The following is a 22,919-nucleotide window of genomic DNA, read 5'->3' as shown; positions in this document are numbered from 1 at the left end:
TTTCTTTAAAAATACTCACACCGACTTACAAGCCGATGTGAGTCATAAGGTACTCAAGGTATTATTTCTTCAGCGTTTTATTGAGGTTCGTTACAAATTGATCCGCTGTAAATCCAGCTACAATTAAGTTTTGCGAGTTGTCGTCAATACTTAGATTAACGTTCGTATCATTCTGCACGGTCGCGAAGCTTGTAATATTCGGGATCACTTCTTTGCCAAGACGCGTCAACATCGCAGGCACTTGCGCAGTGATTGCCTTATCTACCTTGACGGAGACGATCGGTGTGCCAACTTGTGTATATTTGTACTCTGCATATTTACGTGCCATGAACGCAGCTACTTTAGTCGCAATTTCTTTATTTTTCGTTTTTGCAGAAACGGCGAAACCTCCAGGACCCCCTGCTCCGTTCATTGCAAACTTTGCTTTTTCATAGGTCGCTTCATCTTTCGCTGGGAAGTTCATGAAATCTACGTTGTCTCCCAGATTTTTTTGCGAGCTCGGAATTTCCCATTGGCCATTAACAAACATGGCTGCCTTGCCTTGGTAAAATAATGAGGAAGCTTGATCGTAATTCGTTTGGGTCGCATTTTTCGCGAATAATCCCGCGGCTTGAAGCTCCTCTACTTGCTTAGCGGCCAGCTTCAGCGCTGCCGGCGCCTCCATTGCACCATTCAGAGCGCCATAGCCTTTCGATTCCTCGCGAGTCATAAAGCCTTGCAACAGCGCATTGCCAATCCATTTTTCTTTGGAGAATATCGCGAGCGGAATGATTCCCTTTGCATTGAACTTCTTAGCGGCATCCTTTAATTGATCAATCGTTTTGATAGGTGCCTGTATGCCTGCTTCCGCAAATAGTTTCTTATTATAATATAAAATGATAAATTCAGTGCCGGCATACGGATAACCATATACGTGACCGTCTGGTGCAACCAATTTTGCTTCGTTACCTTTGTTCAAATCTTTCTTGAACTGTGCCGTTTCTGGCGCATCATCTAAAGTCAAAATATTATTTGATTTGCTGCCGATCTGCATGATATCCCAAGAAGTATCGATGATATCAGGCAAGTCTCCTGTCGCCATTTGCGTTTTGAGCTTTTGACCATTATCTTGCAGCCCAGGAACCAAAGTAATTTCAACGTTTGGCATTTCTTTTTTCAGCTCGGCGACCGCATAATCATACGGTTTAGACGTGTCATCATCGAAGTGATTGGTATAAATACTAAGCTTAACAACTTGGCTTGCAGGTGTTGTTGCCGCGGTCGCTGCGGGTGCAGTAGTTGACGTTGCAGCTGCTGACGCGGAAGGAGATGGTTTTGAGCTTTCTGCAGTCTTCGATTCCACACCACACGCTGTAAGTGAAAGTGTTATGATCATTGCAAGTGAGATGCTACTTAGTTCCTTCAAGTTCTTCACTTATAACCCTCCCTTTATAAATCCCAATTTATGAAGCGCTTTCATGGATAATTCTAGGGTAAAATCATATTTTCAGTAAGGTACGATTACGTCTTATTACGTACATTTACGCCGTTTTCCGGGGTACATTTTTCATTTGGAGGTCCATTATGTAAGAATTACATATCGTCAATGGTATCAAATAGGCTTTTAGTAAAACCTAATTGGTGATGCATGGTCCATTTAGACGACGAAGAAAAAGCAGACCAAGTGTGTTGGCCTGCATTATCTGTCTGACATAATTAAGCTTTATTCAAGAAACGATTCACTTCTCCAGCAAATTCGTGCGGGTATTGGAACAGGAAGCCATGATTTGCATCTGGATAGATGATCAACTCCGCGTTAGGAATGTGACCCGCGAGTAAATAGGAGTTCACGGTCGGAACCATAATGTCGTTGTTGCCATTAGCGACGAGAGTCGGTTGCGTGATTCCCGCAAGGCGTGCTAATTTACCCATGTTGGGAATACCCTTGCTTAAACTTCATAAAGAGCGCCTCCTTGATGGTGTTGGGTTTCAAACCCGTGGACAAACCCATCATACCGAGGCACTCCTTTTTTGATAAAGACCATTTCTTAGGTCCTACAGGAAGGTTCAATGGAAAAAGAGCAGTTGTCAGCGCGTTCAACTAACGTTCTGCGTTAGTTCAATGGTGAGACCATTACTTTGGAAGTTCATTAATGACTCCATCCAAAGGAAATCCCATTTCGATAAATTCTCCTGTATTAGCATTGATATCAACTACAACACCATCAATCATAACAGACCATTGCCTATTCCCTATAATTTTGTTCCAAAACTTATCATTCCTAAGTAAACAATATTCAGCCTGTATCTCCGTATCAAAATCACTGTTCATTTTTTCGTTGACTACTTTTACATATTCTTTTGCTTTGATAATAGCATTATTTTCTGAAAGGATGGGTTTTTGAAATTGATAAATTACAAATAATATGCTTACAGCTATCAGCAATAATAAAGAAATCTTTTTCATAACTTATTTTCACCTCTTTCTTATTAACGAAAATTGAAGCATTCAGTTGCTTTAAATTGCCCAAATAGCTTAATGACAAAAGGAGCAGCTGCCACGGCAATCTGCTCCCAGGTTTGTTTGAACAAACGTTCGTCGTTAGTTTAGCTTTCAACAAAATATTGAGGTTGAAATTACATTGGGATAGTTCTCTAGAATAGTTGAAAGCATACGTAGATGTCCAAATGGTTTGAATGGTAAATTCCCATCAATATGTTGTCCAAGTATGACTTTTCCACCCAAAGTTTGAAATTCATCTAAAGTTATTGTTTCGGAGCATAGACGAATAACTTCTTTACGAGTTAAGAGCATTAATGCTTTAGTCTCCATACTGGGTACTGGTTCGTCGTCTGATGATGCCAGGAAAATAGGAGTTATGCTTTGTATTGAATTCTGATGTCCCACAATCAATGGACGTGGTTCAATGGTTGCATTTTGAAATTTATCAATTGGTTCCAACTCTATATCAATGTCAAACCTAGTATTGGGACAATAAAAAGTCATTGAAGGTGTTAAAGGAGTTATTCGCATCTGAGACTCTTCAAGAACTTCACGTTGGGCACATTCCCAAGCCGTTTCAGCTCCCTCTCTGTGACCGCCAAGTCTAACAATAGCAAGTCCCGATTGATCCACAGTCGGTCCCATCATAAATGCCATTCTTTTATTGGTTAGTACAAACGCTCCAGCTTTCTGAACAACCTGATCATTCACCCTGCCACGCCCCTCTTTTCATTTCACAGCCCTGTGCTCCATTCTACCATAATTTGGGTTTTTATTGTCCCGTAATACTGCCCGTTACTTCAATGGAATCAAAAAAGAGCTACTTTAAAGCAGCTCCTGGAGTAATATCGTTCACCGTTAATTCAACGTTTCTTTACAAATTCAAAGCGATTAAATGAATGGTGCTTTCATTTCGGTATAAGCCACTCTACCTTCTGGATATATGGATGCAAGATGCTTCTTAAGTTTGGCATATTCTATTCTAATACTTTCTCTGGATGACTTTTGAGGTAATGGAACCCATGAAATTTTTAGGAATCCTTTGACAGGTCCTCTTTAACGGCGATTAGTGATGCCACAAATGAAGCATACATGCTTTATTCCTTTTACGTACTTAACGTTGTCATAGTAGATGCATTTCATTATCTCGTTCGCCTCCGAGGCTACTATGCCCGGTGGTTAATTGTGTACATTCATGTCTCCTAATTATGGCAAAGACAAAATGCGCGTTTGAATATTGAAACTTAATAAGGATTTAAAGTAGAAAAGAGCCGTACGACAAAATTCGCACGACTCCGTTCAAACTTATTTGTTATCGTATCCACCTTGCCAATTACCGCCGTGATGCTGAGCCGAATGAGGCATTCCCTGCCATCCGCTATGTTGACCATGTTGCATCCCAGGATGATACGTAGGAGTTAGATGGGGATGATGAACTGGATGAATAATTACATGATGGAAGTGGTGATGGTGGTGATGTTGTGGATGGGGATGAGGATATGGATGGGGATGATGTGGATGTGATTGTGGATGGTGTTGTTGTGGTTGATGATGGCTTTGATTATAACTCATTGGGCAATCTCCTCCAAATTTTGATACACCAACCTATGTAGAAATGCATTAATTAGATGCTTGACTTTTATTATTTGGGCTTAATAAAACTGCTATTTTGGGATATACGGGTTGAGGGAAATCGCGAAGCAAATATCCACTTCTGAAAGTGGTTAAGGTGATGATTTTATCTCTATTTTCCAAGGAGGCGTTAATCGAATTTAAGTAATAAATTTACTTTCGTGTAGATATACGAAAGCGGATCTTCATTACTTCCTTTACCCGTTATTTGAAAGGGAGATTCCGCTGTAAAGTAATTGATACTCCGAAAGCTAGAACAATTGTAAGCAACATTTTCGTTTTCATTATCTTCACCATAATTAATGTTCAGAAATTTTCACCTTCGTAGTATTCTTACCTAAATTGAAATGGAATATATCCCTTTACTCAAAAAGAAAAAGGAGCTGTATACAACGAGCTCCTTCGCTATAGTAATGCGACGAAAAGGCAGGAAAAGAGCAGCAATTGTTGTGGCCCATGCCAGCCCTCAATAGTTGTTGATACACTTCGCCGTTTGAGAACAGCTCGTGGTGGGTGCCTGTTTCCGAGAGAGCGCCTTGATCCATTACAAAGATAATGTCAGCATTCTCGATTGTTGAGAGACGGTGGGCAATCATTATGGTCGTCAACCCTTTCCTTCTCTCTTCAAGCGGCAAGCAGATATCGTTTCGTCTCCAAATCAAGCGCCGAGGTCGCTTCGTCGAACACCAATATATCGAAATTCAAATAATACAAAAAGAATGTCAGTCGGGTAGAAGTTGAAAGAGCAATTCGACTAAAGGAAACAATTTATTATTTTGAATTCCATCATAACTGATTACTTTAACATCCTCTGGAGTACGTAAGGAGATGAAACCATTTTCAATACAATAGATCATGATGCGGATATTGTAACGAAAATAAAAATACCAATCGCCGTTAGAGACGATTGGTCATAATCCTAAACATCTATTCCATCCTGCCATGTTAACAAAAAACTATTTACCTCTTCAAACGAAGGCAAAGCAGGAATAGCGCCATGCCGAGTCGTTGTTAGTGCCTCCGTCGCATTGGCGAAAGACAAGATTTTCATCTTTTGTTCATTAGAAACATCACTTATCTTCAAATTCTCTTTGCTTAACTGAAATAGCACAGCCCCAATAAAAGAATCTCCTGCCCCGGTCGTATCAACCGCCTGAATCCGATGTCCTGTAAACGGAATGCGTTCGGTTTTCGTATACCATACTGCGCCATCAGCACCCCGCGTATAAATAACATGCTCTACATCTCCAACGAATAAGGAGGAGATCGCTTCTTCTACGTCATCAATTCCCGTAATAAACGATAACTCTTCATCACTAATCTTGATCAGATGACTCAAAGGAATAAAGTATTGTATCGTTTTTCTGCATTCTTCTTTATCATTCCATAACGGAAGTCGCACATTCGGATCAAAGCTGACAATTCCTCCGTTTTGTTTAACAGTCTGTATGGCCTTTAAGTGCGCATATTTCACCGGAGCTTCGATTAAATCAACGGAACAGAAATGCAGAATGTCCCCCTCAGTAAACCATTGCTCTCCGATATCTTCTTGTGCGAGCAGCATATCAGCGCTCGGATTTCTGTAGAAAGAAAAATCCCTGTTTCCGTCAGCTTTCAAACTAACGAAGGCCAACGCCGTATTCGCTTCAGCGGTTCTAAACACGTATCGAGTCTCAACCCCGATTGATTCCATCGTTTCGATTAGAGAGTCGCCGAACGCATCAAGTCCAAGCTTTCCGATAAATGCGCTCTTTGCGCCGAGCTTAGCAACCGTACAGGCCACATTGGCCGGAGCACCGCCCGCCGCTTTCTGAAAGCCACTTACATGTTTCAGTTCAATGCCGGTTTCCAGCGGAATAAAATCAATGAGTGCTTCTCCTATCGTATAAACAGTTCCCATCTGGCGCTCCTCCTTAAAGAATATCCCATTTGCGAAATGAAACGACACGGCACTTTCCGCGAGCATAAATATGAATGCCATTCGACTCTGGTCCTGGATAAATGCGTCCGGTCATGACCTTCTCCCCATCCTGGATAAAGACTTCCACTGAAGAACGATCTGCAAAGATTCGGAGCATCAACTGATTATCTCTAAGATCAACCTTGGTTATTCGCTCACCTTTGGGACCAATCCCAGACCGTTCACGGTTAAACCGTAGCAAGCTATCTTCGAGCCTGTATGAAATGAGCGTGTGTTCCTCTTCGTACGCCCGAAGCATCAAACCAAACTCTTCCGCTTCCGCCGCATCAAATACGACTTCCAGCTCGTAGCTGTCACCATAGCAATCCAAATTCCGTTTCCCGTTAAGTTCAAAGTCCAGCAACTCATAAAGCTTTGAACGATATGCTTTTATTTCCTCCACCGGTACATATATGATTTTATCATTGACGATTCTCATCTCTCGCGGCAGTGTCATCGCTCCTGCCCAATTGTGTCCTTGCTGCGTTGGAATTTCCGTCTCCCAGGTATCCATCCAGGCAACTATGATGCGTCGCCCCTTATTGTCAACACATGTTTGAGGTGCATAAAAGTCAAAGCCATAATCCATCGGTTCATAATTGTTGTAATCAAAAATTCCATTTTCTGTATCTAAACGACCCAACATGGAAACCGTTGAATGTAAATTATGATAATCGTATCCTTGAGAAGGCATGCGCTGCGGTGACATCACCAGAACATCCCGGTCACTCAATTGGAACAAATCCGGACATTCCCAATTATCTCCCATACTCCCGTCGCTTCTCGCTATATCATTAACGAAAGTCCAATGCTGTAAATCTTCGGATCGGTATAACAAAATGACACCGTTTCCGCTTCCGTCATTTGAACCGAGCACTACGTAGTACTTTCCGTCCCGTTCAAACACCTTCGGATCCCGGAAATCCTTCTGGCTAGCTCCGGTTGGAATAAGAGAAGCAGGTATAACCGGATTCTGAGCGATTTTCTCAAAATTCACACCATCTTCGGACTGAGCAATGCTCTGCGTTTGAACGTAATCGATGTCCTTGTTCGGGCCAGTCATCATGTGCCCTGTATACATCAACACTAATTTCCCATCTTTTTCTACAGCGCTTCCCGAAAAACACCCATCCTTGTCATATTCCTGATCGGGAGCTAAAGCGACAGGCAGATAAGACCATTTAATCAAATCGTTGCTGATCGCATGGCCCCAGTGCATCGGGCCCCAATAAGGTTTATACGGGTAATGCTGGTAAAATAAGTGGAAATTTTCCTTATATTGAATAAACCCGTTTGGATCGTTCATCCAGCCATATTCACTCATTAGATGAAACTGGAGACGATAATCAGTACAAAGATGTTGCTTATTTTCTCGAATAAAATGATCGGCTCTTGCTGTTGTATAGTTGTTCACGAGGCACCCTTCCGAAGCATGAATTGTTTATAAAGTTAACATAATAAAATATCCGACTACTTTACTGCACCCTGCGTAATTCCTTGAATGATTAACCGTTGGACAAAGAGATAAATAATCAAAACGGGTAGAATAACCATTAATACCGCAGGCAAAAATTTCTCATAATCTGCCGAATAAGTTCCATTAAATACTTGAATAGCTAAAGGCAGAGTCAGGTTCTCTTTACCTGCATTTTGCAGAATGATGACCGGTAATAAAAAGTCATTCCAGATCCATAAAACATTGAGAATCCCGATAGTAGCGGAAGTCGGCGTTAATATCGGCCAAACAATCTTGAAAAACGTTTGCCGAGGATTACAGCCATCCATCAACGCCGCTTCTTCTAATTCAAGAGGTACGCTTTTTATAAATCCATGATAAATAAACACGGCAAGTGAGGCGCCAAAACCGATATACATGAACATTAATGTTAGCACAGGCGAGGATTGAATCCATCCTAGTTTTTGCCCGTAAATGGATACTAACGGAATCATGATCGCTTGAAATGGAATGATCATCGCCGACACCATCAAGAAAAAAAAGGTATTGTTAAATTTCGTGCGGTTTCTTACAAAATAATGAGCTGTCATCGATGAAAAAAGCGATATGAAAGCAACACTTACGAAAGTGATAAGCGATGTATTTATAAAACTGCCAAAGTAATTCATTTCGATAATGGCCGTTTTGAAGTTTGCAAAATTAAAGGACGTCGGAAAGGAAATCGGCGACCCAATGATTTGATCATTCGTTTTGAATGAGTTTAAGATTAGTAGTACAAATGGAAAAACGAATATGATCAATGCGGCTGCTAAAACCATGAATACAAGTGTCTGCCGAAGGAGATGGCGCGCTTTCATTAGGCTTCAACCTCCAGCTTCTTGCTAAAATAAACTTGAAGAATCGTTGCGCCCGCAACCATGAAAAAGAGCATAAATGCTTCTGCTTGACCGACACCGTAGTCGAAGCTTTTAAACGCTTTGTCGTAGACGTGCATTGAAGCCATGACCGAGCTTCCGAATGGGCCGCCTTTCGTTAATGACAAGTTCATATCATAGACCATAAAGGTCCGCTGCAAGGTAAGAAAAACGGTAACGATAAAGGACGGTACCATCAAGGGAAGTACCATGTGTGTAAGCTTCTTCCAACTACCTGTGCCGTCGATCGTAGCTGCCTCCAAAATATCCCGTGGGACGCTCATTAAACCGGCAACGAAAACAACCATCATATACCCTGCATATTGCCAAACACTGACAATGATAAGCGCCCAAAATACCTTATGCTCATCTCCTAACCAGGATTTGCTTAAGATAGACAATCCATATTTTTGGCCGATGTTCACAAAAAAACTGTTAAACATAAATTGCCAAATGAATCCAAGAACCAGGCCGCCAATCAAATTTGGCGTAAAAAATGCCGTACGGAAAAAGTTCTGCCCTTTAATTCCGGACGTCACCAAATACGCCAAGAAAAACGCTACAGCATTTACTAATACGACTGTACAGACAACATATTTAACTGTCAGCAGCATGGCGTCCCAAAACTTGCCATCCTTAAAAACCTCAACGTAATTACTAATTCCCGTAAACGGCATACTGGAAGAAATACCATCCCATTTGAAAAATGTCATATAAATTCCATAAAGGAAGGGAATCACGATAACAGCAAAGAACGCCAGTATTGTTGGTCCTGTAAAAAAGAGTTGATTACTGATTCTTCTAACCGGGCTCTTTTCAGAAATCATTCGCTCTGCCTCCACTTCTCTATCTATGTGTGATAATTTGAAAGTCGATGGACGAGTTGTGATCGTTTCATCCATCGACTTTCATTCTATATATTTAACTGATAACTATTTTCACTTCACTTTTTTCCAGTAGTCTTGAATTTCTGCGGCTAATGCAGCACGGTCAGCTTTACCAACGAGATACTTTTGCATCGAAGCGCCAAGCACTTTCCAATGATCGCCCGGTACATAGTTCCCAGCAAAAGGAATGGATTTGCCAGCATTATTATATGTTTTGATCGCTTTTGACAGAGAATCTTTAGGTTCAAGAGTAATATTTTTGAATGCAGGAATGACATTAGCTTTGTTCACCAGGAAGTCTTGGCCTGCTTGATCGTAAACGATCCAATTCAAGAATTTCTTAGCGGCATCTTGTTGCTCCGGTGTATTCACGGTTTTATCGATAAATACTTGCTTCGTTGCCCCAACCGCAATAGCGGAGTTCGCTTTATCACTTGCATTGTTACTTATAGGAACCGGTATGAAGCCGTATTCGCCTCCTGCTTTCACTTTATTCAAATCACCAATCATCCAGTTACCGTTGAACGTAATCGCCGCTTCACCTTTTGCTACAGCAGCGGAAGTTTGGTCATAACTGACAGAAAGAGGATCATTTTTCCCTTTGTTATATTTCTTCATGACATCGAAGGTGTCCATTAACCCTTTTAGCGCAGCATTGTCAGCCATTTTAACATTACCGGCTTTTAAGCTATCCAGGAATTTGTTAACATCGCCATCCGGTTGTGTAGCGTAATCAATGGCCAGGAAGTGGTTACCCAAGGACCAATCCATGCTTCCGATCGTTAATGCTGCTGTCCCGGAAGCTTCAATTTTCTTGAAAAGATCTTCCAGTGCCGAAGTGGTGTTGATCGTAGCCGGATTAAAAGAACCGCCCACTGCCTTATCGACAACCGCCTTATTATAGATAAGCCCATATCCTTCAACAGCAAATGGGAATGCCATGGTTTTTCCATCGATTTGGTTAGGTTGCGCCAGATCATTTACCCATTTTTCACCCGAAAGATCGGCAGATTTATCTTTAAACTTTGGAATGTCACCAGCATCTAACATCGTTAGCGTTGCTGGTGTGCCCGAAGCGTAAAGCAGCGAAGTTCTCTCAACAGGAGACTGTCCATCTGCCGTCGTTAACACTTCAACTGTAATATTGGGATTTGCCTTAGTAAACTCTTTCGCAGCTTCTCCAATTTGTTGTTGAATTTCAGCTTTCGAATTCATGAATGTGATTTTTACAGGCTTTACAGTTCCTGTTGCTGTTTCTTTAGCGGCTGGAGCCGTTGTAGCAGTGCCGGAGCTAGAGGTATTGCCTCCGCAAGCGGTAATCATCATTGCAAGTGTCAAGGTCATCGAAGTAACAAGAGCGATTTTTTTCATTTTGTGCTTCCCCTTTTCTAATAAAAAGAATGAATGATTTCGTTATTTTTGAATATTACCGTTTGAATCCACTTTGCGAATATGTTTCCACATCACCCCCAGAAATAATCAAAAAGGACATTTATTACGTTTTCTTAAACGAAAATATCAACATACAAATATGCTTTATCAAAGGAGAAGCGCTTACAAACACATTATACATGTCAAACGATTGACATGTCAATCGTTTGACATGTTCGTTTTTAAAAAAACTTTATCCATATCAGATAAAGTTTTTTTGCTTAAGTTGAACTCCGTTCTACCATCGTCACTGGAAGTTTATTTTCCATAGTAACTTTTTCTCCAGCCACCAGTTTGTCAATAAGATCAACTGCAAGTATGCCCATTTCTTCAAGAGGTTGTTTTATCGTAGTTAACCCTGGAGTCATAAGTGAAGCAAACTGAATGTCGTCGTAACCAATCAGCTTGATTTGTTCCGGAATTTTCATTCCGATTGACGAACATACTTTTATCGCGTTTATGGCAATCATATCACTAGTCGCAAAAAGACCATCCACATCCGGATGTTCATCAAGCAGATTCTGAACTACACGTTCGTAATGTACGTTCTCAAACACATCGGAACCGAGTTCTATGACAATCGGCTCCAAAGATTTACTGCTTAGTGTTTTCAAGAATCCCTCCGATCGAAGGTCACCGAGTAAATCAGGATTACGCCGTCCACAGATAAGGGCAATCTTTTTGCAGCCTTTTCTGATAAGCAATTCAGCGGCTAACACCCCACCGTGATAATTATCCGACGAAACGTAAGGAATCCCCGTTATAAACCTGTCAAACGTGACGATCGGTTGTTGAAGCTGTGTATATTCATGAACATCCAGTGTATGGCTTCCCATGATAATGCCTTCAACCCGATTACTTTTGAGCATATCGATATACTCTTTTTCTTTGAGTTGATCCATTCTCGAATTACATATAAGAATTTTGTAACCTAACGATGAAGCATGGTTTTCAATGTAATTGGCCAATTCCGCGAAAAATGGATGGGCGACCGTAGGAATAATCATTCCTAGCATCATCGATCTTTTCCCGATCAGGGACCGGGCAATTTCATTCGGTTGATACTGCATTTCTTTCATGACTCGGTATACTTTTTCCCGTGTTGCCTGACTGATATAACCACGATTGTTGAGGACCCGCGATACTGTTGTAACGGTGACCCCTGCTTTTTCCGCTACGTCCTTAATAGTCGCCATTGGTGTTATTCCTTTGCCAAATAAGATTAGTTCATAATTATATCAGTAAAAAGAAGACATATAAAGCTCCTTAGATCACTTTTTACATCTATACTCGTTACTTAAGAAAAACCTGATTAGCTGGTATAGTACAACAGGCCACCGAGTTTACACCGGCAGCCTGTTTGATCTTTGTTATGAAGCTATCGTTCTGCATTAGTTTAATGACTTCAAGGAATTTTCTAGAAATAAACATAGAACAGTACGCTATAGCCCCTCAGTGGGGCATCTCCACTAATTCCATAATCAAATCCCAGACTGCATCTACTGTTCGGCATCTGCCAATTTGAAGAGATTTAATACCGCCGATTCGTTAGCATATACCTGTTCTTCGGACGCTTTAAAAATGAGATTGTTATATTTTTGCACTTCGCTTTCCTCAATATCGATTGACGCATCCCTTTTCTTAGGGCACTGCAATATCAGCAACGCTATCGTTGCTGATATCGGATAATATAGTTCCAACTCATCACTCTGTTCTTCATTATCGTAATCCGCCTTTGTATTGATTACAGGTTGATCTCCAGTTATAAACGGGGTTGGTGTGTTGTTTTTCAGGATTAGGCAGGTAAAATTATTTTTAGCGAGAGACATATGATTACCCATATTCGTAGCCAAGATATGAGATGAAACGTTCCAAATTTTCTCCGTATCGAAACCAGGCGGAGGTGGTACAGGGATAGAATTCACGCTTCTGAGGACGGAATTCTTTATCATATTTGTCCGAAAATATTGAGTACAGATGAAGTAATTAAAATCTGCCTTCCCCTTCGCGTCTTGATAGAACGATGCATCACCATTTCTGAGCGACTCTAAATAAGGCATCCCCATATTTTCAATTCTGCTGTGAAGGTCTTCTTCCATATTATTGATGAGCACATCAATGCGCTCATTCACTTCTTCCGAGGCTTTCCCCTGCTGCTCTAGAGACCTTTTAATTTCAAAAATCCGATTGAACCGCATAATCCAATTTTTATTAATTTCTTGAATCTCTAAAGTCCCATAATTATCTATGAACAATTTCGTTATCAACTGAATATCAAATGAACTAAGTTCATTTAAGCGATAAAAGTTGCGGATATTTGCAACATCTCTAGCGCTGGCAGGGAAAATCTTATTGTCCCGTAAACAATATAGTTTATCATTTTCATCCTCCCAGGCAGTCAAATAATACCGCCAAACGTAATGTTGCCGTCTCTTTTTCGCTTCCACTTGACCACCCTTTTCGATTATATAACTTATCTTTTATATAGTGCTCTTCCATATTATCACATTTCATTGATGTAATCTGCCCGTTACTTCAATCGAAAAAGGCAGCTGATCGTTTACCAGCTGCCGTCGTGTCATGATTGAGCTATCGTTCGCCGTTAGTTTAGTTAGTTTAACGATATGGTGTCTGCTACCAGTAACCAATTTTAAAATCCTAGAACCAGTTCTGCCGATCGCGAAGCTTCGTAACATGCGCGATATGGTGAAGATTGTGCCACGCAAATATATCGATCGCGAGAAATTTGCACTCCGGCTGCTCCGCCCACCCCTCCACATCGAACGGCTTGACCATCGGCTCAATAAAAAAATCCTCAATATAAGCGGATTGTAATGGGAGAATATTCTCGTCACCCGACATCGGATGACAAGAACTTTATCTCTAAATGACCAATTTGCAACTTCCAACTACTGCCGCGCCAAGCTAATTTCATGAAAAAACTTTTACGCGGCGATGTTTGCTTTTGTTTTTACCCTAACTTATTTTAACAAGTCGAAACGAGGCATTAACAATTATTGCTCCATCAATAGTTGTAGGAAGTATATCAGCTGATGCGCCAACATTGCGAAGTCTAAGCGTTGCCCCCGCTGGGATAGTGAGAATTGAAGAACCGACTAAGGTATGAGCTTCATTTGGTCCAGACGCCTGGTCCCCAAATACCGTAGAGGCTTGCACAATGCCATTGACCACAACCGCATACGCTGCTGGATTGTTACCCGACTGCAACCCATTTGTAACCTCATAAATATTCAGGTAGTCACCTGCAGTAGTTACGGTAATTACAGCTGTGCCTGCTACATGTGCGACTCCTCCAGCTAAAGGTCCATTTGTACTGAAAATAACGTCTGACCCTGCAGTAACAGTTTGAGCGCCAGTATTAAATACATATCCATATGCTGGCGTTGGAGAGGGTCCTGTCGAACCAGTAGCTCCTGTTGCTCCTGTAGTTCCCGTTGCACCCGTTGCGCCTGTTGCACCTGTTGCTCCTGTTGCACCCGTTGCGCCTGTTTCACCCGTCGCACCTGTTGTACCCGTTGTACCTGTTGCACCTGTAGCTCCTGTTTCACCCGTCGCACCTGTTGCACCCGTTGTACCTGTTGCACCCGTCGCACCTGTTTCACCTGTAGCTCCTGTTTCACCCGTCGCACCTGTTGCACCTGTAGCTCCTGTTTCACCCGTCGCACCTGTTTCACCTGTTGCACCCGTTGCGCCTGTTTCACCCGTCGCACCTGTTTCACCCGTCGCACCTGTTTCACCCGTCGCACCTGTTGCACCTGTAGCTCCTGTTTCACCCGTCGCACCTGTTGCACCCGTTGCGCCTGTTTCACCCGTCGCACCTGTTTCACCCGTCGCACCTGTTTCACCCGTCGCACCTGTTTCACCCGTCGCACCTGTTGCACCTGTAGCTCCTGTTTCACCCGTCGCACCTGTTGCACCTGTAGCTCCTCTTTCACCCGTCGCACCTGTTGCACCTGTTGCACCTGTTGCACCTGTAGCTCCTGTAGCTCCTCTTTCACCCGTAGCGCCTGTTGCTCCTGTTGCTCCTGTTGGTCCAGTTGCTCCGATTGCACCTGCAGCTCCCGTAACTCCCGTAACTCCTGTGGATCCGGTAGGTCCCGCTGGTCCTGTTGCTCCCGTTACACCTGATGCTCCTGTAGGGCCTGTCGGGCCGCGTCTACCATGGTGACAATGATGGTCGTCATCATCATGAAATTCGATTTCAATTTTATTTCCGTTGTACAGTTTTATTTTCACATCCTTAACTTTTTTCCAATCGATTCTTTCCAAAAATGCCTGGAGTTCATCTTCTCTTTCATCCTCGTCTTCGTCTTTATCGAAAGATAACTCAGATTTATCCCCATTAAAATATTTAATTTCAATTTCTTTGATTTCTTGGATATCTAAAGATTCAATAGCATTCTCTACTCTTTTAAATTTTCCCATAAAATTTGGTTCCTCCTTTATACGTGTTCTAATTTCCAAATAGATATTAAGCTGTTTCTCCTCTCATACAGTTGTTTTTATTCATTTTCTACTATTTTTTATATACTATTGTATGACTACTATTAGATGTTGATTGGACGAACCAACATAACCGCCCTCCTGTAAATAAAAAAAAGCAAGCCCGAAGGCCTGCATATTCTCACTGTTTATATAATTATCAATACTTTTGAGGGTGGTTGCTCTTTCCGTAAAAATAATTATGAAACTATCCTGCCCGTTCGTATTATTGCTGAGGGTGATTTTCCTATATCTCGAATTTACAATTGTTGCCGATGATTGTTCCATCTCTGAGGCTCTTTCACGTTCCAGGGACGCTTTTCGCCACCGCACGCCTACCACTCTTTGCCTCTCGTCGGGATCACGCTCGTCATCAACGCCGTGGCCGGCCTAATCGTCAATGCGCTGTGGTTGCCTTTCATATTCCTTATTTTCCTAGTCGTGTACGACATTATCGGAGCTGGACTTCAGCTCGCGTTCATGTATGACTATCAGCGCATCCGTAGGTAGCCACACGGGTAAATTGTACTGTTCGGGAAATGTACGAGGCTGCCGATTGATGCCGGCAGCCTCGTACTGGTCTCTTATTGAACAAACGTTCGCCGTTAGAGTTTAATCAGCTCAAGTCAAATGTGGTTCAACCAACTTCAAGTATTTTCATTTGAAAATCCCTAAATTTTTTTTTGAGTTAAAATTCGTAAATTCAATCTTAGTAAAAGGCTCTGTAGAATGTAAAACAACAGGGTTTTGCACAGATATCCCGTTGTCCGACACATTTACTCTTTGTCCGAAAAGCTTGAACTTCATCATCCGTCCAATTATTTTTCCTCTTGTTATACATAACCCAATTTTCTTTACACTCTTTAAAATCGACGAATGTTTCCTTATCTAAATTAACGAAGGTTAAACCCTCTGATGTTACCTCACGGATCCTCAAAAATGTCTCACCTCACTAATACAACCTTAGTACTTTCAACTCTCGTTCTTATGATTAGCTTCTTTTGAAATACCCTGTTACGGGGAAATCAGGTCTTCCAAGTAACCATACTGTTTAGCAACTGGTGCACTTGTATTTGATTTCAAAAGATGAATCATATACTTTTAACAAATTATTAGCTGGAATAGCTGAGCCCTCAAACAGGAAAAACTCTAATCTTTACTGTTTGGGGGTATCTTTTTTATCTGGTAAACATTCAATTTCATATCGTTTGTGCAGTTGTGCAGTATTAACAAAGTGGGATTTTTATTTTGTTTTTTTTAACAATGTTATAAAAATGAACTTTTTATGTAACATAAAGTAACATAAAATAATGAACAGAGTAGAAAAGAAATATTCATCGATAGGGACTATTGATGTCAAAAAAATGAAGAAAAGAGGATGCATAGTGAATCCGAAAACGGTAACCGTAAAGAAACCTTTTTATCAAGGACTTTTTTTTCAGATTATGGTATCAATCATCGCAGGTATTTTAGTCGGTTATCTTTGGCCGACAATTGGTGTCGCGCTAAAGCCAGTCGGCGACGGTTTCATCAAGCTTATCAAAATGATTATTTCACCGCTTGTTTTTGGTGTTGTCGTCGTTGGTATCGCGAAGGTCGGCAACATCAAATCCGTTGGGAGGATAGGCGGAAAAACCCTCCTCTACTTCGAAGTCGTTACAACCTTTGCCCTAATCATAGGCATGGTAGTGGCGAACTTAATCAATCCCGGCGCGGGAATGCATATCGATCCTGCAACCTTGACAACGGAAGCAGTCAATAAAGTCACTAAGAGTTCTACACTTCCTAGCGGAGCGCAGTTTTTCCTGAATATCATCCCGGATAGTGCCGTCTCAGCGTTTGCGAATAATACAATGCTACAGGTACTGCTCGTTTCCTGCTTCTTCGGTTTTGCGCTTATCCAAGTAGGCGGACGAACGGCTGAGGTTCTTGTCGATCTTCTGGAGCATTTCAATAAAGTCGTGTTTCAAATTATGGGCTATATCATGAAGCTTACGGCTATAGCGACATTCGGTGCGATGGCGTTCGCTGTTAGTCAGTATGGGATTACCACACTCGTGTCGTTCGGTAAACTCTTTGTGGCCATGACGATCGCTTGTCTTGCTTTTCTCATTGTGTTAGCTATCATCACGCGGGTATACGTTGGCATCAGCCTTTGGAAGTTGATCCTCTACATCCGAGATGAGATCATTCTCGCGTTCGCAACAGGTTCGTCGGAAGCGGTAATGCCGCAGCTCATGAACAAATTTGAACATGCTGGCTGCAACCGAGCTGTTGTCGGACTGGTTATTCCGACCGGATATTCATTCAACCTGGACGGGGCGTCAATCTATTTATCAATCGCTCTGATATTTCTCGCCCAAGCGACCGGCGTCGAATTGAGTCTTGTCGAACAACTTATGATTCTGGGAGTCCTTTTGTTAACATCCAAAGGGATGGCTGGTATACCGGGTTCTGCATTTGTTGCACTGTCAGCGACCGCAGCGGCAACAGGTTCGATCTCTATGGCTGCCGTTGCTCTAATGCTTGCACCGGACCGATTCATGGGAAATTATCGTACAACAGTGAATATTATCGGCTACGCTGTTGCCACCTTCGTCATTGCGCGTTGGGAGGGTTTGCTTGACCATAATCGCGCGAAAAGCGCCCTCGATGGCAGTCTTGCATATACTTCGGTTGAAAATAACGTTTTAGCTGCGAATAAACAGCAAATGAATGCTTAAGATCAAATTACAAACGGAGTTGCCCCCTCAAGTAAAACCTTCTTGAGGGGACAATTCCGTTTTTGCATGTTCCATATGCGGTTTTAACCAAGGCTAAGATTATAGTTTTCCGTTAATGCAACCAACGCTTTATTCAATTGAATTAAGGGGTACAGCCAGGGTACACGTACGCTAAGGTATATTTATTGGGTCATTTGCCATACGCGCAAAACAGGCTGTCATACATTTCGGATTGGCTGCAGACCGGATGCATCAAGGCAAAGCTTATAGGGGTCACCTCTCGAAAAGGAAAAAAACGTACGCTAAGAATTCGTTGCATAAAAAAAAAGGGCTCCCCTTGTAGAGTAAGGGGAGCCCGTTTTCTTAATCGCAGCTGAGCGAAGTTCAACTAACGTCAAATGTGGTCCAACTAACTTCAAGTATTTTCATTTGAAGATCCCTAAATTCTTTTTTTGAATTAAAATTTGTAAATTCAATCTTAGTAAAAGGCTCTGTAGAATGTAAAACAACATGGTTTTGCACAGATATCCCGTTGTCCGACACATTTACTCTTTGTCCGAAGAGCTTGAACTTCATCATCCGTCCAATTATTTTTCCTCTTGTTATACATAACCCAATTTTCATTACACTCTTTAAAATCGACGAATGTTTCCTTATCTAAATTAACGTAGGTAAAACCCTCTGATGTTACCTCACGGATCCTCAAAAATGACTCACCCGACTTAAAATACAACATTAGTACTTTCAACTCTCGTTCTTGTGATTAGCTTCTTTTGAAATACCCTGTTACGGGGAAATCAGGTTTTCCAAGTACCAATACTGTTTGGCAACTGGTGCACTTGTATTTGATTTCAAAAGATGTGTCATGTACTTTTAACAAATAGCCATTCTCTGTGTTCTTATTCATAAAATCTAAAGTTGAGGTATAGTGTCCGTTACCACCAAACCCTTGTAGTTCAATTAGATTATCGCATATGCATTCCACTAAATATCCCCCATAAATCAAGGTTGCAAGTCAAGGAGACTGATCAAAGCAGCCTCCACTATCGTTTCCGTTAACATTCCTGTAGGTCTTAGTAGATTGAACTTGCAGAAAAAAGTACGCCTCGCTAGGATGAGTATGTACTGGGTTGCAGCCCTCAGAACTCACCTTAGGAGGCGTTATTATGAAGTCTAATCCAATTAATTCTCAAAATCAACGTGTAGAACGAATCTCCACTACCACTCTGGTCATAGGCATCGACATTGCCAAGGAGAAGCATGCTGCACAAGCCATTAATTTTCGAGGTATTGTCCTCACCAAGTGCCCTATTCTATTTTCGAATGACCTAGCCGGCTATGAGCATTTAGAACACAGTATTCGGAAATTGCAGAAGATGCACGGCATGAATGACTTCGTTGTGGGAATGGAGAGCACCGGTCACTACTGGTTCAATATTGCCAACTGGTTGGTGGATCAAGGAATTGATGTGGCTCTTGTCAATCCAATGACAACCAAACGCAATAAGGAAAACAGAGATAACTCACCTTCCAAAAACGACCCAAAGGATGCTCTGGTCATCGCCGATGCGGTGAGTCACGGGTTCTACACAGCCTTCGCTCCAAAGGATGAAGCATTCCGCCGTATACGGGTTATGGTTACAAACAGAGAGCACTGGGTTGTTAAATCAGGACGGATTAAGAATAGAATCCACCGCTGGCTCGATATCCGGTTTCCAGAATACAGACAAGCATTTGATGATATTTTTAGCGATCGTTCCTTGGCCTCTTTGCGCCGGTTCCCAGCCCCTTCTGACCTATTGCAGCTAACTCCGGAGCAAATGGTACAGATCTGGGGTGAGTATATGGCCAGACCTGGCGGGGTGCGAGGTAAGAACAAGGCGTTGGAACTTCAATCACTCGCTAGACATAGCGTGGGAGACACTACTGCCCTTGAAGAAGACAAATGGGAGCTAAGGCACCTCATCGAAGAGTATGAAAGGATCTGCCGAATTATTGAAGAAGCGGACGAGATGATTGAAAAGATACTGCCTGAAATTCCTTGTTCTGATCTCGTTCGATCTGTCGGTGCTTCCGTTCCTGCAACGGCTGCCATATTGGCATTTGGCGGGGACTTACGTAAGCTGTCTCACGGAAATCAATTACTACGCAAGGCAGGATTGAACTTAGCAGAACGAAGTTCTGGCAAGTATAAGGGGTAAATTAAGCTCACCAAGCGAGGCAACTCACTACTGCGCAAGCATCTCTACTTCACTGTGTTTCACCTGTTATCTTTCAATGAAGCGTTCCAAGCCATGCATGCGCACAATACCGAAGTGAAACGAATGACGAAAATGCAGTCCATGATGAAGCTGATTGGGAAACTGGCCCGGATGCTTGTAGCCATGGCAAGAGAAGGACAATCATTCTCCATGGATAAGGCCCAGCTACCATTAGCAGCATAGAAAGTAAATCCTAACCCTGACACGTAAATTGGCTCATTCGCAGGATCTCACAAAGAAAGCACGGAGTACCGAGATTTTTCCGCTTTAGGGCATAGACCCGTTCCGTTAACGTTGATCGGACTCCACACCTTGGAAAGATAGGACGAAGGAATGTGAGGGCAAAGACCCGTCGAGATTTGGGAGAGTGAATCCCCAAGGACCTTGTGGAGAGAAGCGCGCAGCATACCTTTTTTATGGAAGATGTTGTAAAAACTTCAGCACCTTCTGTTCCCGCATGCGCTCTAACGGAACTACCTGCCACACACTACCCAAACATCTGAACTCCTATTTAACATGCATATTGAAATCCTGCGAATGAGCGAGCATTCGTGAGAAAACCCTTATTCTCTGAGGGAGCGTAGAACGTATTAACTCAAATATTCTTTTCCCCTAAGCTAGATAAAGAAAAAAAGTCCTTTTTTAGCTCTATAATAACATCCTCAAGCTTTTGGAATTGTTTTGTATTAAACATAAATGCTCGTTCTGTTTCAATTTCAATCGCGAAAAAATCATATGTGAAATCGGATAAGATTGAGACTGATGTCATAAATTCATTAAATGACAGTGCATATTCAACTTTTTTATCTCCGTACGAAATAAAACTTTCAATTGAAATACCATCTATTTTATTAATACATTCATCAGCCTTTTTCCTTATTACATCGAGCATCTGTAGTCACCTCGAGTGTTATTAGCTAAAACTATACTAATTTACTTTACCATAAATGGGAAAATATTCACTAAACAAAACTGTCCTTCACTTTAACGAGGCGGCCTATTCATGCCCGCAGCCTCGTCCTAATTTCTTATTGAACAAACATTCTTTCGTTAGTTGAGAAAACGGAAGCCAGTATGCAGGCTGCCCTTCTGTGTGCTTATTAAGCGATCGTTCCTCTGTTTACATGGTCAGACTTCGCGGCAATTAGGGAACAACAATACTCTATGAATGAATTTCTCGAACACGTCAATTCCACATGTAACACAATTAAAAAAACCTCGTCATTACAATAAAAACTGCTGTCCATAGAATAGGCATTATCTTGAGTATAATAGCTAATCGTCGTCTGCTAGATTGAAGACTCACTGCTTTGATGGGACATAACACAAAAGCAATCGGAAAAATGCTGATCAGTATGAAGAACAATGAGTTCCATAAATGTATGCCTGTATCAAATAACATAAACGATAACATCCATGCGAATAGCCAAACAACAACAAGCAAGACATAAACCACTTGAGCCATGATAAACATTTCCTCCTAGCTAACACACACAAATCACACTTGAATTATAACATACAATTTATTCCACTAAGCTGCCAGTTACTTCAACGAGGCTGCCGATACATACCGGCAGCCTCGTCCTGCTTTCTTATTAAACAAACGTTCCTCGTTAGCTCAATGGGTTAGCCTGTTTTATTAGTGTTTCTTTCCAATGTACAGCCCGTTCGTATTCAAAAAGAAAAAGGAGCTGGATACAGGGAGCTCCGTTATATTACCACTTGCAAACCGAAATCTGCTAAAAGTATCTCACCATTAAACATAACAGCGGCTTCTTCCTTCAATAGCTGAGTATCACCAAAATGAGGCAAATGCGATAACAGCAACTTCTTTACATCTGCCTTCGAAGCTAGCATTCCTGCTTCATGCGAATTCATATGGCCATACTGAGCTGCATTGAAGTCTGCATAAAAAGAAGATTCAGTAATTAGTAGATCCGCGTCTTTAAGGTAAGGTACAAGCGTCTCATCGTATCGAGTATCAGCAGTATATACCAATACTTTCCCTTCAAATTCAATCCTTACTCCTAAGCAATAACCATCATGATTGGTTCGGAAGAAAGTTAACTTTAAGCCATCCTCAAATGTTACAGTAGCACTTTCGTTAACTCCTATTTCATGAGTGCCTTTCATAACAGGAATTGACCATTCTTTTTCAAATTCCTCCGAAGTTAGGAGTCTCAGCGGCGTATCCCGACGTTGTAGATCCATATCAATTAAACATGCATACTGAAGGCAACCTAAGTCTGCCATATGATCATAATGTCGGTGAGATAGAAATACAGATGTTAATTCTCTTAGTTCAATAAATTTCTGTAAAGCTGACAATACACCACTTCCACAATCGAGTAAAATTTTGTGATTGCCTATTTCTAATAGATAGCCTGAAGTCGCCTCACCAGCTTTTGGAAATGCGCCCCATCTGCCAATGACTCTTAATCTCATTTGGATACTTCCTCTCACTTTTCTATGTCTTATTATTACTTTACCATAATATAGAATTATAAGGATGGTTTTTGAAGTACTCTGCCCGTTACTTGAACAGGCTGCCCATAAGCAGAGGCCGCTGAAAAAGTCCAAATCATACAAACAGGGTACCTTACCTCAATTCTGAGGAAAGGTACCCTGTTTTCCTGTATAATTTAGTTAATTAATTTCAGGTGGTGTCTC

20 protein-coding genes are annotated in these 22,919 nt (G+C 41.7%); 5 read left to right on the top strand and 15 right to left on the bottom strand.

The window, feature by feature from the left end; all coding sequences use genetic code 11:
* Positions 1-61 precede the first annotated feature (61 nt).
* The 4 genes from AC58P7_RS26165 to AC58P7_RS26150 form a co-directional block, all read right to left on the bottom strand.
* A complete protein-coding gene (locus AC58P7_RS26165; RefSeq protein ID WP_497348215.1) occupies positions 62-1,414 on the bottom strand; it encodes an ABC transporter substrate-binding protein in 1,353 nt (450 codons plus the stop codon).
* Between the two features lie 281 nt (positions 1,415-1,695).
* Positions 1,696-1,911 carry an alpha/beta fold hydrolase gene (locus tag AC58P7_RS26160; protein ID WP_497348213.1) on the bottom strand — a complete coding sequence of 72 codons (216 nt, stop codon included), beginning with the start codon at positions 1,909-1,911 and terminating at the stop codon, positions 1,696-1,698.
* 202 nt (positions 1,912-2,113) lie between these two features.
* On the bottom strand, positions 2,114-2,446 hold the full coding sequence (locus tag AC58P7_RS26155) for a hypothetical protein (RefSeq protein ID WP_497348212.1): 333 nt from the start codon (positions 2,444-2,446) through the stop codon (positions 2,114-2,116).
* A gap of 147 nt (positions 2,447-2,593) precedes the next feature.
* On the bottom strand, positions 2,594-3,193 hold the full coding sequence (locus AC58P7_RS26150) for a hypothetical protein (protein ID WP_497348210.1): 600 nt from the start codon (positions 3,191-3,193) through the stop codon (positions 2,594-2,596).
* A gap of 770 nt (positions 3,194-3,963) precedes the next feature.
* Here AC58P7_RS26150 and AC58P7_RS26145 point away from each other — a divergent pair.
* Entirely contained in the window at positions 3,964-4,095 is a 132-nt protein-coding gene (locus tag AC58P7_RS26145) for a hypothetical protein (protein WP_497348208.1), read from the top strand.
* Positions 4,096-5,033: 938 nt separating this feature from the next.
* Here AC58P7_RS26145 and AC58P7_RS26140 read toward each other — a convergent pair.
* The 9 genes from AC58P7_RS26140 to AC58P7_RS26100 all read right to left on the bottom strand — a co-directional run bounded on the left by AC58P7_RS26140 (position 5,034) and on the right by AC58P7_RS26100 (position 15,208).
* Positions 5,034-6,014: a carbohydrate kinase family protein gene (locus tag AC58P7_RS26140; RefSeq protein WP_497348206.1), complete on the bottom strand. Its 981-nt coding sequence runs from the start codon at positions 6,012-6,014 to the stop codon at positions 5,034-5,036.
* A gap of 13 nt (positions 6,015-6,027) precedes the next feature.
* On the bottom strand, positions 6,028-7,488 hold the full coding sequence (locus tag AC58P7_RS26135; protein WP_497348204.1) for a glycoside hydrolase family 32 protein: 1,461 nt from the start codon (positions 7,486-7,488) through the stop codon (positions 6,028-6,030).
* A gap of 56 nt (positions 7,489-7,544) precedes the next feature.
* Entirely contained in the window at positions 7,545-8,387 is an 843-nt protein-coding gene (locus AC58P7_RS26130) for a carbohydrate ABC transporter permease (protein ID WP_436235220.1), read from the bottom strand.
* Positions 8,387-9,271, bottom strand: a complete 885-nt coding sequence (locus tag AC58P7_RS26125; protein ID WP_436235219.1) for a carbohydrate ABC transporter permease — start codon at positions 9,269-9,271, stop codon at positions 8,387-8,389. Before AC58P7_RS26125 ends, AC58P7_RS26130 begins: the two co-directional genes overlap by 1 nt.
* A gap of 111 nt (positions 9,272-9,382) precedes the next feature.
* A complete protein-coding gene (locus AC58P7_RS26120) occupies positions 9,383-10,702 on the bottom strand; it encodes an ABC transporter substrate-binding protein (RefSeq protein ID WP_436235218.1) in 1,320 nt (439 codons plus the stop codon).
* A 281-nt stretch (positions 10,703-10,983) separates the two neighbouring features.
* The gene (locus AC58P7_RS26115) at positions 10,984-11,958 is read right to left on the bottom strand and encodes a LacI family DNA-binding transcriptional regulator (protein ID WP_497348201.1); all 975 of its coding nucleotides are present in this window, start codon (positions 11,956-11,958) and stop codon (positions 10,984-10,986) included.
* Positions 11,959-12,261: 303 nt separating this feature from the next.
* Positions 12,262-13,209, bottom strand: coding sequence for a DUF4238 domain-containing protein (locus AC58P7_RS26110; RefSeq protein ID WP_497348199.1), 948 nt, complete (start codon positions 13,207-13,209; stop codon positions 12,262-12,264).
* A 211-nt stretch (positions 13,210-13,420) separates the two neighbouring features.
* Positions 13,421-13,624 carry a hypothetical protein gene (locus AC58P7_RS26105; RefSeq protein ID WP_497348197.1) on the bottom strand — a complete coding sequence of 68 codons (204 nt, stop codon included), beginning with the start codon at positions 13,622-13,624 and terminating at the stop codon, positions 13,421-13,423.
* A 114-nt stretch (positions 13,625-13,738) separates the two neighbouring features.
* Positions 13,739-15,208, bottom strand: coding sequence for a collagen-like triple helix repeat-containing protein (locus AC58P7_RS26100; protein ID WP_497348195.1), 1,470 nt, complete (start codon positions 15,206-15,208; stop codon positions 13,739-13,741).
* Between the two features lie 402 nt (positions 15,209-15,610).
* Between AC58P7_RS26100 and AC58P7_RS26095 the strand changes: the two genes are divergently transcribed.
* From AC58P7_RS26095 to AC58P7_RS26080, 4 genes are all read left to right on the top strand, one after another.
* A complete protein-coding gene (locus tag AC58P7_RS26095) occupies positions 15,611-15,775 on the top strand; it encodes a hypothetical protein (protein WP_497348193.1) in 165 nt (54 codons plus the stop codon).
* An 875-nt stretch (positions 15,776-16,650) separates the two neighbouring features.
* Entirely contained in the window at positions 16,651-17,988 is a 1,338-nt protein-coding gene (locus tag AC58P7_RS26090; protein WP_497348191.1) for a cation:dicarboxylate symporter family transporter, read from the top strand.
* 1,166 nt (positions 17,989-19,154) lie between these two features.
* Entirely contained in the window at positions 19,155-20,189 is a 1,035-nt protein-coding gene (locus tag AC58P7_RS26085) for an IS110 family RNA-guided transposase (RefSeq protein ID WP_497348189.1), read from the top strand.
* Positions 20,190-20,243: 54 nt separating this feature from the next.
* A complete protein-coding gene (locus AC58P7_RS26080) occupies positions 20,244-20,432 on the top strand; it encodes a hypothetical protein (protein WP_497348187.1) in 189 nt (62 codons plus the stop codon).
* Positions 20,433-20,844: 412 nt separating this feature from the next.
* Here the strand turns inward: AC58P7_RS26080 and AC58P7_RS26075 are convergent, their stop codons facing one another.
* Complete coding sequence (locus tag AC58P7_RS26075) at positions 20,845-21,141, bottom strand: hypothetical protein (protein ID WP_497348185.1); 297 nt, start codon at positions 21,139-21,141, stop codon at positions 20,845-20,847.
* Positions 21,142-21,959: 818 nt separating this feature from the next.
* Positions 21,960-22,694, bottom strand: coding sequence for an MBL fold metallo-hydrolase (locus AC58P7_RS26070; protein ID WP_497348183.1), 735 nt, complete (start codon positions 22,692-22,694; stop codon positions 21,960-21,962).
* Between the last annotated feature and the right edge of the window lie 225 nt (positions 22,695-22,919).

Source organism: Paenibacillus sp. J22FR5 (genome assembly GCF_059691975.1).
Note: the sequence above shows the minus strand (reverse complement) of the source record. Positions and strands in the feature narration are given on the sequence as shown.

What these genes read in the sequence shown, in the direction of transcription:
- AC58P7_RS26120 (WP_436235218.1), bottom strand. Translation starts at nt 10,702, where the DNA reads ATGAAAAAAATCGCTCTTGTTACTTCGATGACCTTGACACTTGCAATG.
- AC58P7_RS26085 (WP_497348189.1), top strand. Translation starts at nt 19,155, where the DNA reads ATGAAGTCTAATCCAATTAATTCTCAAAATCAACGTGTAGAACGAATC.
- AC58P7_RS26130 (WP_436235220.1), bottom strand. Translation starts at nt 8,387, where the DNA reads ATGAAAGCGCGCCATCTCCTTCGGCAGACACTTGTATTCATGGTTTTA.
- AC58P7_RS26140 (WP_497348206.1), bottom strand. Translation starts at nt 6,014, where the DNA reads ATGGGAACTGTTTATACGATAGGAGAAGCACTCATTGATTTTATTCCG.
- AC58P7_RS26100 (WP_497348195.1), bottom strand. Translation starts at nt 15,208, where the DNA reads ATGGGAAAATTTAAAAGAGTAGAGAATGCTATTGAATCTTTAGATATC.
- AC58P7_RS26075 (WP_497348185.1), bottom strand. Translation starts at nt 21,141, where the DNA reads ATGCTCGATGTAATAAGGAAAAAGGCTGATGAATGTATTAATAAAATA.
- AC58P7_RS26115 (WP_497348201.1), bottom strand. Translation starts at nt 11,958, where the DNA reads ATGGCGACTATTAAGGACGTAGCGGAAAAAGCAGGGGTCACCGTTACA.
- AC58P7_RS26125 (WP_436235219.1), bottom strand. Translation starts at nt 9,271, where the DNA reads ATGATTTCTGAAAAGAGCCCGGTTAGAAGAATCAGTAATCAACTCTTT.
- AC58P7_RS26105 (WP_497348197.1), bottom strand. Translation starts at nt 13,624, where the DNA reads ATGTCGGGTGACGAGAATATTCTCCCATTACAATCCGCTTATATTGAG.
- AC58P7_RS26160 (WP_497348213.1), bottom strand. Translation starts at nt 1,911, where the DNA reads ATGGGTAAATTAGCACGCCTTGCGGGAATCACGCAACCGACTCTCGTC.
- AC58P7_RS26155 (WP_497348212.1), bottom strand. Translation starts at nt 2,446, where the DNA reads ATGAAAAAGATTTCTTTATTATTGCTGATAGCTGTAAGCATATTATTT.
- AC58P7_RS26070 (WP_497348183.1), bottom strand. Translation starts at nt 22,694, where the DNA reads ATGAGATTAAGAGTCATTGGCAGATGGGGCGCATTTCCAAAAGCTGGT.